The 12,664-nt window shown below is 58.6% G+C and carries 9 protein-coding genes; 3 read left to right on the top strand and 6 right to left on the bottom strand.

The window, feature by feature from the left end:
- Window positions 1-15: 15 nt before the first annotated feature.
- The gene (locus RDL66_RS01165) at window positions 16-867 is read right to left on the bottom strand and encodes an SDR family oxidoreductase (RefSeq protein ID WP_299295534.1); all 852 of its coding nucleotides are present in this window, start codon (window positions 865-867) and stop codon (window positions 16-18) included.
- 203 nt (window positions 868-1,070) lie between these two features.
- Between RDL66_RS01165 and RDL66_RS01160 the strand changes: the two genes are divergently transcribed.
- Window positions 1,071-1,895: an HAD-IIA family hydrolase gene (locus RDL66_RS01160; protein WP_299295613.1), complete on the top strand. Its 825-nt coding sequence runs from the start codon at window positions 1,071-1,073 to the stop codon at window positions 1,893-1,895.
- Window positions 1,896-1,900: 5 nt separating this feature from the next.
- On the opposite strand, the gene RDL66_RS01155 is transcribed toward RDL66_RS01160, so the two are convergent.
- Window positions 1,901-3,190: an MFS transporter gene (locus RDL66_RS01155; protein WP_308534629.1), complete on the bottom strand. Its 1,290-nt coding sequence runs from the start codon at window positions 3,188-3,190 to the stop codon at window positions 1,901-1,903.
- A gap of 11 nt (window positions 3,191-3,201) precedes the next feature.
- A complete protein-coding gene (locus RDL66_RS01150; RefSeq protein ID WP_308534628.1) occupies window positions 3,202-4,671 on the bottom strand; it encodes a family 1 glycosylhydrolase in 1,470 nt (489 codons plus the stop codon).
- Window positions 4,672-4,750: 79 nt separating this feature from the next.
- Between RDL66_RS01150 and RDL66_RS01145 the strand changes: the two genes are divergently transcribed.
- The gene (locus RDL66_RS01145; protein ID WP_308534627.1) at window positions 4,751-5,611 is read left to right on the top strand and encodes an exodeoxyribonuclease III; all 861 of its coding nucleotides are present in this window, start codon (window positions 4,751-4,753) and stop codon (window positions 5,609-5,611) included.
- A 246-nt stretch (window positions 5,612-5,857) separates the two neighbouring features.
- On the opposite strand, the gene aceB is transcribed toward RDL66_RS01145, so the two are convergent.
- Together aceB and aceA are read right to left on the bottom strand one after the other, a co-directional pair.
- A complete protein-coding gene (gene aceB, locus RDL66_RS01140; protein WP_308534626.1) occupies window positions 5,858-7,489 on the bottom strand; it encodes a malate synthase A in 1,632 nt (543 codons plus the stop codon).
- A gap of 103 nt (window positions 7,490-7,592) precedes the next feature.
- Window positions 7,593-8,882, bottom strand: coding sequence for an isocitrate lyase (aceA, locus tag RDL66_RS01135; RefSeq protein WP_299295524.1), 1,290 nt, complete (start codon window positions 8,880-8,882; stop codon window positions 7,593-7,595).
- A gap of 275 nt (window positions 8,883-9,157) precedes the next feature.
- Between aceA and RDL66_RS01130 the strand changes: the two genes are divergently transcribed.
- Window positions 9,158-10,660: a helix-turn-helix domain-containing protein gene (locus RDL66_RS01130; RefSeq protein ID WP_308534625.1), complete on the top strand. Its 1,503-nt coding sequence runs from the start codon at window positions 9,158-9,160 to the stop codon at window positions 10,658-10,660.
- Between the two features lie 700 nt (window positions 10,661-11,360).
- Here RDL66_RS01130 and RDL66_RS01125 read toward each other — a convergent pair.
- Complete coding sequence (locus tag RDL66_RS01125) at window positions 11,361-12,479, bottom strand: ABC transporter ATP-binding protein (protein ID WP_299295520.1); 1,119 nt, start codon at window positions 12,477-12,479, stop codon at window positions 11,361-11,363.
- Window positions 12,480-12,664 lie beyond the last annotated feature (185 nt).

The raw sequence follows: 12,664 nt of genomic DNA, 5'->3' as shown, positions 1-12,664 counted from the left end.
AAGGGAGGTTCGACATCAAAGCGCCCGGGAGAATAGGCGGGAGTCGAACAGGGCGCGCATGAGCCAGCGGGGAGCTAGGCGTGCGCCCGCCATCGCGATTTTGTACCGAACGGTCGGGGTGACCAGGACGCGGCGGCGGCGAGCCGCTTCGATGGCGGCTCTGACGACTGTTTCGGGGCTGACAAAGCCGTATTCGGGCCAGACCGAAGCGTTCATCTGGGCTGATTGGTGGAACTCGGTTTTCATTAGTCCCGGTGCCACGGCGGTGACGGATACGCCAGTGCCGCGCAGCTCGGTGGAAACCGATTCGCTAAAGAACCGCACCCAGGTTTTCATCGCTGCGTAGGTGCCCATAGCGGTGTAGGCGGTGGCGGAGGAAACATTGATGATGGCCCCGCCGCCCGCGGCTTTCCCCAGCGCGGGCTGGCCGGTCAATTTCTGTAACAACCGTTCCACTTTGCCAGGTGCGCGGCGCTGCGTGCGCGACCCCATCGCTTGGGCCCCCTCAAACGTCAGCCGGCACAAGGCCCGCACCATCACCTCTAGGGCTTCGTCCTCGCGCTCCCACTTTCCGCCCACAAAAGTTTGGCCCAGACCGAAACCGGCGTTGTTGACCAGCACCGCGACCGGGCGGGAGTCGTCGCGCAGGCGGCGAATGACCGCGTACTGACCGGCCTTGGTGGACAAATCTGCGACCAAGACTTCCGTTTCAACACCTAAAGTGGTGTGAATCCGCTGCGCTAAAGCCTCCAAACGGTCTTGACGCCTAGCGACCAACACGACGTTGAGCGGTTCGGCAGCCAACTGCCAGGCAAACTCCTCACCTAAACCGCTGGAAGCCCCCGTAATCAGCGCCCATTTCGCCACAAATATCACCCAATCATTGCAATAAATTCTTCTATTGCATAACCTTATAAGTGAACGTTTGAGTTGCCAAAGCCGGCGCGTCCGGTAGTCATTGCCGGTGTGTTCCGGCGTTTGGGTTCTGTCGCCACTTCAGAATCTGGGGACCGAAGAAAATTGAGGGGAACACATTGAAAAGCCAAACAGCTGACAAACTCGAAGCGATGATGGACGCGACTTTCGGCACGAAAGAGGACCGGGAAAAGGAAATCAATCCGGTCAAGAAACCCATCAAGTACTGGCTGACCGACATGGACGGCGTGCTGGTGCACGAAACTAAGGCGATTCCAGGGGCGGCAGAGTTCCTGCAAGCCCTGCGGGACAAAGATCGGGAATACCTGGTTTTGACCAACAACTCCATCTTTACGCCTCGCGACCTGTCCGCGCGGTTGGAGGCTTCCGGCCTGGAAGTCCCCGAGGAACGCATCTGGACTTCCGCGCTGGCCACCGCGTCTTTCCTAAAGACCCAGTCCCCGAAATCCAGCGCTTACGTGGTGGGCGAAGCCGGTCTGACCACCGCCCTGTACCAGGCGGGCTATGTCATGACTTCCACAGATCCGGAATATGTGGTGTTGGGCGAGACGCGCTCCTATTCTTTCGACCAGATTGCCACGGCGGTTCAGCTCATCAACAAGGGCGCCAAGTTTATCGCCACGAATCCGGACATGACCGGCCCCACCAAGGACGGCCCCATTCCTGCCACCGGCGCTATCGCCGCCATGATTACGGCCGCCACCGGCAAGAATCCGTACTTTATCGGCAAACCCAACCCGGTCATGTTCCGCACCGGATTAAACAAGATTGGTGCCCACTCCGAGGAAACCGCCATGATTGGCGACCGGATGGATACGGATATGCTGGCGGGGGTAGAGTCCGGTCTGCATACGTTCCTGGTGTTGACCGGTTCCACGAATCGCGAGGAAATCACCAATTTCTCTTATCGGCCCAACGAGATTGTGGACTCGATTGCCGACATCATCGCCAGGGTGTGAACTGTTTAGCGCACGCTCTTGACCTTATACACCAGTGCGGCCCCAACCAACACAACGAGGGCCGCGAAGATGTATAGCGCCCTATAACCGCTGGCGTAACCCGGAAACGCTTTCACCAGCGGCGCTGCCAGCAGGGGAGCCAGGGCCTGGGGCAAAGCGGCTGCAATGTTGATAACTCCGAGGTCGCGCGCCGCGTCGTTGGTCGGTGGCAGCACCTGTGTGACCAGCGCAAAGTCTACGGAAACATAGATACCGTAGCCTATCCCGAGTAGAAACGCCCCGAGGAGCGCGCCTTCCCAGGTCTGGAAAAACGCCAGACTGAGACCCGATAGCGCCATGGTCAGGCCAGAGACCACCACCAAGGGCTTGCGACGCCCCATCCGGTCAGAGATAGTGCCACCGGCGAGGGTCGTCGCCACGGTCATCAGCGCGTACAGGCCGGAGAGCACAAAAACTCCGAAGTCGGGATGTGCGTAGCCCACCGCATCCATTAGGTAAAACAGCAGGTAAAGCGTACAGAGGGAGTTAGCCAGGTTGATGAGGAAACGACTGGCCCAGGTCCAGGCAAAGTCGGGGTAACGCCGGGGGGATACCCAAAACCGTTTCAGGAAGGCCCAAAGGTTAAAGGGCGCGGGTTTCTCGACGAGGTAACGGTCGTGGGCGGTGAACAGGTAGGGAATCACCAGGGCGATGAGGAGGGCGATGCAGGCCAGGTACCCGAAGGTCAGGCTGCCGAAAGCGGAGGCCATCCCTGTTCCCGCGACCACCCCGAGGGTTTGCCCCATTCCCAACCAGCCGCCCATTTGACCGCGATATTCCACTTTCACCTGGTCATTCACGGTAGCCGTAATGGCTGCGTACATCGCGTTTAGGCAGGCTTGCACCAGCGCCCAAGCGACCACCATGGCCCACACCGAATGGGAAAATGCCAGCCAAGCCAAGGCCAGCGCCCCTAGGATTGTCCCCCAAAACACCCAGGGCAAACGGCGTCCGAAGCGGGAAGTCGTGCGGTCAGAGAGTGCCCCAAAGATCGGGTTACCCAGGGCAGAGACGAAAGCTCCAACGCCGGTGACCAGCGAAAGTACATATTCCTTATAGTCCGGGGCGACAGCGGCCGCTTGCAACCCCAGCAGCACCTGGATAGGTCCGAACCAGGCGGTGTAGACGGCCAGGTTCGCTGCGGAAACGCTGACGCGCCACCTGAGCCGAGGTTTTTCCAGGGGGGCGTCGGCGGGAACTTGGGCGTGAAAGCGTCCCGAGCGCGCGGAGTAGGCGGGGTCGGACATGGCGTTCATTGCTGGCCTACCTACGCAATCAAGTCTCGATACCAGTAATAGGAATCTTTGGGAATCCGGGTCTTATCGGCGGTGGCAAAGTCCGTGTAGATCAGCCCGAACCGCTGGGTTTCGCCATCGGCCCATTCAAAGTTGTCCAGCAGAGACCAAACATAGTATCCGGCTACGTTTACCCCGGCTTGGCGAGCCGCCGCCACAGCTTGGAAGTGTCGGGCCAGGTAGTCGATACGCCGCGGGTCATGAACCCGCGCTTGACCGGAGTCGTCGGTGGTGACGGTTTCCGTAAACGCCGCACCGCCCTCGGTCACAATGATTGGGGGCAAGGCAGACCCGTAGCGTTCCCGGAGCTGTACCAGGATTTCGGTCAGTCCCTCAGGGTATATCGCCCAGTCGAAGCTGGTGCGGTCTTCCATCTTTAGGGATTCAATCGTGAAGGGGATACCGTCCGGCATCGTGTACAGACCGGCGTTGTCTGCGTGCAAGGGGGGTGCGGCAGGTGGCGTGGCTGTTGGCGGTGTGTCGTCGCCGGGCAGTCGTGAGACCACTACGGCCGGTTCGTAGTAGTTGATTCCATAAAAGTCCAGGGGCTCGCAGGCGCCTTTGACCTGCTCGCTCATGGCTGCAGCAGTCTCGGGGTTGACCTCCTGGGCGATGAGGTCCAGAACCGCCTGCGGGTAAGTCCCTTTCAACATGGCCGAAGCAAAGAAGTCGTTGTAAATCGCGTCATAGAGACCGGCCATCTGTACGTCCATCGGGTTTTCGGTGTCGGCTGGATAGACCGGGGTGTGGTTGGGGGCGCAACCGACCGACGAGGCACCCAAACCGTGCAGCAGCCGCACCGTTTCACCGTGGGCCAAGTTCAAGGCGTGTCCCACGCCAAGCGCCTGGTAGCCAAGTGTCAGACCGGGGGCGTGAATCCCGATAGCGTGACCGAGCAGGGTGTGGACATTCGGCTCGTTGATGGGAATCCAGTGTTTCACCCGGTCATGGAATGCCTCGTAGGCGACCTTGGCGTAGCGCAGGAACATGGCGGTGGTCTCAGGATTGAGCCAGCCTCCTTTGTCCTGCATAGCTTGGGGCAAATCCCAGTGATACAGCGTCGCCATGACTTCGATGTCTGCCTCAGCTAGGGCATCTAAGACGCGGTTATAGAAATCGATTCCGGCCTGGTTCGGTGTGCCTGCAGCGGTCAGGATACGCGGCCAAGCCAGGGAAAGGCGGTAGTGTTTCAGGCCGGCTTGCCGCATCAGTTCGACATCGCGGTTGAACAGGTGGTAGTGGTCACAAGCGGTGTCGCCGGTGGTGTTGTCAATGACTTTGCCGGGGGTGTGGACGAAAGTATCCCAGATGCTCTCTTGGCGTCCATCGGCGCTGACGGCTCCTTCAATCTGATACGAAGCCGTGGAAGTGCCGAAGGCAAAGTCTGGGGGGAATGCAAGTTCGCGTGCCAGGTCGCGGGGGTTGGTAAATTTCGTGTCCATAGACCAATTTTAGGTGTCTTTGTCCCGTCCAGCAGGGAATTCGATAGACTGGGAGCATCCATTTCCGAGGGAGGTTACGTTGCGTATAGCGACTTGGAACGTGAACTCGATTCGCACTCGCCTGAATCGAGTGACGGCGTTCCTGGCACGCGAAAACATCGACGTTTTGGCGATGCAGGAAATCAAGTGTCGCAACGATCAGTTCCCTACCGCCGCTTTTGAAACCGCCGGCTACCAGGTGTTTGTTAACGGTTTGAATCAGTGGAACGGGGTCGCGGTGGCGGTGCGGCAGGGGATTAGCGCCCACCTGTTGGGTACCGAGTTTTACGGTGCCATCGCCCAGCCGTATTTTTCTATCCCGCCCAAGCCGCCTCAGCTGGAACCACGAGTCTTGGGGGTGCGCGTGGCCGGAGTGGAGTGCTGGTCGCTCTATGTTCCCAATGGGCGCGAGGTCGGTCACCTTCACTATCAATACAAGCTGAAATGGCTCGATTCCCTGCGCTCCCACGTGATTCGCACCCTGGACACAGATCCGGAAAGTTTGGGTCTTTACCTGGGGGACTTCAACGTGGCTCCTCGTGATGAGGACGTGTGGGACATGGCGGACTTCGTCGGGGCGACCCATGTTTCCGAACCGGAACGGCAAGTTTTTGCCAAGCTCCTAGACCCCGACACGGTCGGTGACGCGGTCACCCTCCACGATGACCTCATCGCGGGTTTGCCCGGAAATCTGACCGAAATTACTCGAAAATTCGCTCCCGGCTGGACCTACTGGGACTACCAGCGGGCCCGCTGGCGGCGTAACCAAGGCATGAAAATCGACTTTGCCTTGGCTACTCCGCGCCTGGTTTCTCGCGTGACCGGTGCATTCATCGACACCGCCGAACGTGACGGGGAACAGCCCTCCGACCACGCTCCGGTGGTCGTGGATTTCGAATAAATCCTGGTCTGTCCCCTACCGGTCGAAAAGGAGCGTCTACTCAAGCTCGACAAGACCTCGGGTGTCGTCACGCCCAAAGAAAGCGCGCGTCTCGGGGTCGCAAACGGCACGGTTTCGGAAACAGTGCGTGGCGAAATCTATAGCGCCCTACGCTGACTCAGGTTTCCACGCGAAAATAGCAAAGAGCCGGTTCTGTACCAAACAGTACAAAACCGGCTCTTTGTGGTTTTTGCGTCGTCCGCGGCGTTAGGCCACGTAGTTGGCGTAAACCGGAACGGTCAGGAAGGTCGGGAACTCATCTTGCAGCGAAATGTCGCCAAAAATCTGGACCGCGCGGGTCAGGTTGGCTTGACGCTGCGGGTCATCCCCGATTTCAGCCTTGAACTTTGCGGATTCCTCATCCATGAGGGACTGGCACAGTTCGCGAGTAACCTCGCGGCCGTCGTCGAGCTTGACGCGGTTGTGAATCCACTGCCAAATCTGGGCGCGAGAAATCTCGGCGGTAGCGGCGTCCTCCATCAGGCCGAAAATGCCGACCGCGCCGTTGCCACCCAACCAAGATTCCAGGTAGCGCAAGGAAACCGAAATGTTGGTGCGCACGCCCGCTTCGCTCACCGCGCCCTCGGTAGCAGACACGTTCAACAGGTCCTCTGCCGTAACGTTCACCTCGGGACGCTGCTTCGAGATTTGGTTCGGGTTCGTGCCTAAAACCTTGTCGAACTCGTCGCGGATGTAGGGCACCATGCCGGGGTGAGCGCACCACGAACCGTCGAAACCATCGGCGGCCTCGCGGGACTTATCCGCCCGGACTTTCCGCTCAATCTCGGCATTTTCGCTCGCGTCACGCGAAGGGATAAAGGCGGACATTCCGCCAATAGCCGACGCCCCGCGCTTGTGACACGTTTTCACCAACAACTCGGTGTAGGCGCGCATCATCGGGGCAGTCATGCCGACCAAAGCACGATCCGGCAAGATGTACTTGGAGCCGGAATCACGGAACTTCTTAATGATTGAGAAAATGTAGTCCCAACGTCCCGCGTTCAGACCGGCGCTGTAATCGCGCAGCTCGTAAAGGAATTCTTCCATCTCGAAAGCGGCCATGATGGTCTCAATCAAGCAGGTGGCGCGAATCGTGCCGTGAGGAATCCCCATGTACTCTTCGGCGTAAGAAAACACGTCAGCCCACAGACGCGCCTCACGGTGAGACTCCATCTTTGGCAGGTAAAAGTACGGTCCGCGGCCCTTTTCAATCAACGTCTTGGCGTTGTGGAAAAAGTACAGACCGAAGTCCACCAAGGCGCCCACCATCGGCTCGTTACCAGCCATGATGTGCTTTTCCACCAGGTGCCAGCCGCGCGGACGCACCAGCAGGGTCGGCAGCTTGGTGATGTCGTGATCCTTTAGCTCGTAGTGCTTGCCTTGCGGGGAATCGAACGTGATGGTGCCCGCAATCGCGTCACGCAGGTTGACCTGGCCGCCAATGACGTTTTCCCAGTGGGGCGTGTTGGCATCCTCGAAGTCTGCCATCCACGCGGCAGCCCCGGAATTCAGGGCGTTAATAGTCATCTTGCGGTCGGTCGGGCCGGTCATTTCGACCCGGCGATCCTCCAGGCCGGGACCCAGCGGGGCAACTTTCCACGAGTCGTCCTCGCGCACGTCCCTGGTCTCTACCAGGAAGCGCGGCAGTCGCCCATTGACCAGCTGCTGACGGCGGTCGTGGCGGTCACGCAGCAACTCGGCGCGGCGCCCGGAAAAATTCACGTGCAGTTTTTTCAGGAAAGTCAGGGCTTCCGGGGTGAGGATTTCGTCCTCGCGCTCAACTACAACTTCTTTGCCGTCGACGACCGGATGAACCACTTTCACAGGACGGAGTTCCATGTGTGTCTCTTTTCTTTTTTCTCAATAGATGGGTGACCGGGCGGCGTCGACGGTCTCGCAATCGAGGACGCCGCCCGGTTTGGGGGTTGAATTCGCAACGATATTAGAACTGAGCTTCTTCGGTGGAACCCTTCAACGCCAAGGTGGAGGATTCGGGGTTCACGGTGGTGGACACCAAGTCGAAGTAGCCCGCACCAACCTCACGCTGGTGCTTGGTGGCGGTGTAGCCGCGGGATTCGGAGTCGAACTCGGCCTGCTGCAGCTTCACGTAGGCGCTCATGCCTTCGCGAGCGTAGCCGTAGGCCAGGTCGAACATGCCGTAGTTGATCTGGTGGAAGCCCGCCAGAGTGATGAACTGGAAAGCGTAACCCATCGCGCCCAAGTCCTTCTGGAAGGAAGCGATTTGATCGTCGGACAGGTTGGCCTTCCAGTTGAAGGACGGCGAGCAGTTGTAGGCCAGCATCTTGTCCGGGTACTTGCCCTTGACCGCTTCGGCGACCTTGCGAGCCAACTCGGGATCCGGGGTGTTGGTTTCGACCCACAGCAAGTCCGCGTAGGGGGCGAAAGCCAGCAAACGAGCGATAACGACCTCGGCACCCGGGGTGGTGTAGTAGTGGCCTTCGGGGGAGCGCTCGCCAGTCAGGAACGGCTTGTCGGTTTCGTCCACATCGGAAGTGATGAGGTTCGCGCCCAAGGAGTCGGTACGAGCCACCAGCAAGGTCGGCACGCCTTCCACGTCAGCCGCCAAACGAGCCGCCTTCAAGTTTTGGATGTGCTGCTGGGTCGGAATCAACACCTTGCCGCCCAAGTGACCGCACTTCTTTGCCGAGGACAGCTGATCCTCGTAGTGCATCCCGGAAGCACCGGCCTCGATCAGGTGCTTGGCCAGTTCGTAAGCGTTCAGCGGGCCGCCGAAACCGGCTTCCGCGTCAGCCACGATAGGCAGGAAGTAGTCCACATCGGACTTGCCTTCGGAGTAGTCCACCTGATCGGCGCGCACCAGGGCGTTGTTGATCCGCTTGACCATCTTCGGTACCGAATCGTAGGGGTAAAGGGACTGGTCGGGGTAGGTTTCAGAGGCGGAGTTGCCGTCGCCCGCGACCTGCCAGCCGGACAGGTAGATAGCCTTCAAACCGGCCTTCGCCATTTCTACGGCCTGGTTACCGGTGATGGCACCCAAAGCGTGCACGTAGTCGTTCTCGTGCAGCGCCTTCCAGAGTTTCTCAGCACCCAGCCGGGCCAGAGTGTGTTCCTGGGTGATAGAGCCCTGGAGGCGAGCGACCTGTTCACCAGTGTATTCGCGAACGACACCCTTCCAGCGAGGGTTGGTCTTCCAGTCGTTGTCGATTTCGGCGCCTACGCGGGCAATGCGCTGTTCAGCAGTTTCGGTCATTTTGCGGTTCCTAACTTGTTGGGCACTCAGGTTGTGAACTTACGGGGGTTGTAGGCTCGCCATTGAGTGAAAAGGTTTATTACTTTTATTGTGGTGCTAGGTTGCCTATTTTTTCAAGGTAATATTGTGTAAAAAAATGCAAAAGTTTACAATAAGATAAAAAAATGCTGTCCTTGACCCCGTACGCGTCAAATGGGGTTGTGAAAAAATCCTAAACTTTCACTTAAGTGAGAAAAAAGCGTCCCCTTCGCGGGGAAGAATTTAGAGGTGCGACGATGACCACTAAAAAGCCTGTCCGCGGCGAAATTCCTGCCCCGTTGCCGCCGGCTGGCGCGAGTAAACGCCATCACGATATCGATTTGGCGACCTTGGGAGCCCGGATTCGCTACGCTCGCACCAGCCAAGGCATGACCCTCACCGTCTTGGGGGAACGGGTCAACCGCGCCACCTCCCTTCTGAGCCAAATAGAGAACGGCAAACGCGAACCGAGACTGAGCCTGCTCACTGCCATCGCGGCGGCGCTGGGAGTCAGTGTCGAAACGTTGATGCAGCCCAGTCCGCCCAACGAACGAGCCGCTCTGGAGCTGGAGCTGAACGAGTGTCAGACCAGCGCGGAGGCGGTCAAGTGGGGCATTCCCCAGGTGCATATTGGCCCGCGGTTACCCCACGACGCCTTGAAAGCGCTGGTAGCGACCCATCGGAAACTGCAGCAGCTGACGGCAATCAGCCTGGATTCCCCCGAGGCGGCCCGCAAAGCCAACCAACAGCTGCATATCGAAATGCATCACAAAGACAACTACCTGGCTGACATTGAGCAACTCGCCACGGAAATCACCGATGCGACCGGTTTCACCGGCGGGCCCCTGCTGCAATCGGGAGTTGAAGAAATCGCCAACTACATGGGATTTTCCATAGTCAAGCTGCCCGACTTGCCGCGCGGGGCACGCTCCATCACCGACTTGAAACATCAGCGAATCTATCTGAACTCTCTGGAAGCCCGCGATCGGGATCAGCGCAACCTGATTCTGCGCGCCCTGGGGGACCAGGCGCTAAACCATCCCAAACCCACGTCCTACCACGAGTTCTTGCGCCAACGGGTCGAAGCCAACTATTTCGCTTCGGCCGTGCTGATGCCGGAAACTGCCACTGTCGCCCAGCTGATGGAGGATAAGCGGCGCCGGGATTTATCCATTCTGGACCTATCGGATCGGGTCGCCGTCACCTACGAGACCGCCGCCCACCGGTTCACGAATCTGGTGACTCGACACCTGGGCATTACGGCGCACTTTCTGCGGGTTGGCACGGATGGCACCATCTATAAGGCTTATGCCAACGATGGCGTGGTTTTCCCGACGCATAATGACGGTTCGATTGAAGGGCAGCTGGCGTGCCGTAAGTTCGGCGCCCGGCAACTGTTTGAACAAATCGACCCGGCAGCCCCGTACTATCAATACACCGACACCCCTAGCGGCACCTATTGGTCGGTGTCCAAGCTGGAACGCTACCGGGCGGGGGATTTTTCCATTTCGGTGGGCACGCCATTTGAACACGCCCAGTTCTTTCGCGGCCGGGACACCTCGCGACGTTTCCAATCCAGCTGTCCTGCCGCAACTTGCTGCCGGGAGCCCTCCGCGGATTTGCAGGGCAGATGGGCGCGTTACGCCTGGCCATCCGTCAAAGTTCACTCGCATTTGCTGGCGGCGACCCCGCCGGGAACTTTCCCCGGAGTAGATGATCGCGAGGTTTACGAATTCTTGGATAAACACGCCAACGACTGAGGGCAAACACGCCGCCGGCAAATTCGGCGCTCAATCTGTGCTGGCTGGCGGCGATTTAGAGTCATTGCGGGCCTCAGGATTATCGGACTGCGTCCGGATTCTCAGGCGGTTGTTCGGGAAGTAGGTTCGGGGGTGTGCGTGGAATAAAAAGTGGTATTTGGGCTGTAGCTGCCAATAATGGCAGCTACAGCCCAAATACCACCTTATAAATACAATCCGGTCTGGGTATCTCCGGAATTACGGCGGCTTCGGCCTACGGCCGCAATCGGTGGGTGGCTGTTGGTTGAGTAAAAAACTGGGCGATTCTGGAATCCAGAATCGCCCAGTTTCAACCGGCAGGTGGTTGGGTTTTGGTGGTGTTGATTACCTGCCAGTTGAGGGGGTTTATTCAAATAGCTTCACAGTTGTGATGGGGTGACATCGAAAATCGCCGACCACCAACAGAACTACCTTCAAATTTACATGTTTCACACATAAACAGCAACTACTTTTATCATTCCGGGCTGTTGCGTAAATCGTTGGAAGTTTCCGAATCAAGAGGATTTTCCCGCGAACAGGGCGCCCAAATACACGGGTGACCCCCGCCACAGGGGCGGGGGTCACCCGGATTAGTTGTCGTAAGTCACCGAGACGCACACCGGCCTTGTGCAATGACCGAGCCACCCGGCCTTGTGCAGTGACCGACCCGTCCGGCGAGTGATTAGTCGGGCAGACGCTTGCCAGTCGCGGCACTGAAGACATGCTGATGACCTGGGGTAATCCGCACGTTCATGATGCTGCCGGGTTTCGGGGCGGTGCGCGGCGGAACCCGCACCACCAGGTGATCTTCCGTCACTGAACCGGAAGTCCCTTGTGCCGCGCCATCGAGGTGACCGTACACGTAGCCGTCCGAACCGAGTTCTTCGATGATGTCCACCACAATCGGCATCACGCCATCACCAGTATCAGTGGTGATTTCCAAATCCTCAGGCCGGAACCCAATCGTGACTTCGCCGCCGTCAGCCTCAGTCAAGGCATCCCGCTGCTCCGCAGAAATCGGCAGGGAGGCTCCGTAGAGAACGGCCTTGTCGCCTTCCACCTTAAACTTGCGCAGGTTCATGGAGGGCGAGCCGATGAATCCCGCCACAAAGTCATTCTGGGGATGCTGGTAAAGTTCGTCCGGGGACCCGACCTGTTGCAAAATGCCGTCCTTGAGCACGGCAATCCGGTCGCCCATCGTCAGGGCTTCAGTCTGGTCGTGGGTCACGTAAAGGGTGGTGACCCCCAGTTTGCGCTGCAGGGAGGCGATCTGGGTGCGGGTTTGCACACGCAGTTTCGCGTCCAAGTTCGACAGCGGTTCGTCCATCAGGAACACTTGGGGTTTACGCACGATAGCTCGGCCCATCGCGACGCGCTGACGCTGCCCGCCGGACAGAGCTTTCGGTTTGCGATCGAGGTATTCGGTCAAGTCCAAAACCTTGGCGGCCTCCTCGACGCGCTTAGCGATTTCGTCCTTCGGGGTGCCCGCGATTTTCAGAGCAAAACCCATATTGTCCCGCACCGTCATATGCGGGTACAGAGCGTAGTTTTGGAACACCATCGCGATATCGCGATCTTTGGGCTGCACGTCCGTGACGTCTTTGTCGCCAATCAAGATGCGCCCGGAGTTGACTTCCTCCAAACCTGCCAGCATCCGCAGCGAGGTGGATTTGCCGCAGCCGGACGGTCCGACCAAAACCAGGAATTCGCCGTCGGCAATTTCCAAGTCGAGTTCATCCACTGAGGGGGTAGTGTTGCCCGGATAGATACGTGTTGCTTTGTCAAAAGTGACAGTTGCCATAATAATTTAATCCCTTCACCGGCAGGTACGCGCCGGACGATCCGTTGTAAAGGTTGGATATGAAATTTGTCGGCAACGATGCCGACCTGACTATTATTCCAGATTTGCACGCTTGTTTCAGGTTTTTGTGCACAAGAGTGGGTGGGCGGGCTGGCAGGTTGAGAGTGCGCTGGCCCGTCCCCGGT

Source organism: uncultured Mobiluncus sp., assembly GCF_902488535.1.
Lineage (GTDB): Bacteria > Actinomycetota > Actinomycetes > Actinomycetales > Actinomycetaceae > Mobiluncus.
This window is presented reverse-complemented; position numbering and strand designations above follow the sequence as displayed.

Coding starts and splice junctions, on each gene's coding strand:
- RDL66_RS01160 (WP_299295613.1), top strand. CDS start 1,071: ATGGACGCGACTTTCGGCACGAAAGAGGACCGGGAAAAGGAAATCAAT.
- RDL66_RS01155 (WP_308534629.1), bottom strand. CDS start 3,190: ATGAACGCCATGTCCGACCCCGCCTACTCCGCGCGCTCGGGACGCTTT.
- RDL66_RS01150 (WP_308534628.1), bottom strand. CDS start 4,671: ATGGACACGAAATTTACCAACCCCCGCGACCTGGCACGCGAACTTGCA.
- aceB (WP_308534626.1), bottom strand. CDS start 7,489: ATGGAACTCCGTCCTGTGAAAGTGGTTCATCCGGTCGTCGACGGCAAA.
- aceA (WP_299295524.1), bottom strand. CDS start 8,882: ATGACCGAAACTGCTGAACAGCGCATTGCCCGCGTAGGCGCCGAAATC.
- RDL66_RS01130 (WP_308534625.1), top strand. CDS start 9,158: ATGACCACTAAAAAGCCTGTCCGCGGCGAAATTCCTGCCCCGTTGCCG.
- RDL66_RS01125 (WP_299295520.1), bottom strand. CDS start 12,479: ATGGCAACTGTCACTTTTGACAAAGCAACACGTATCTATCCGGGCAAC.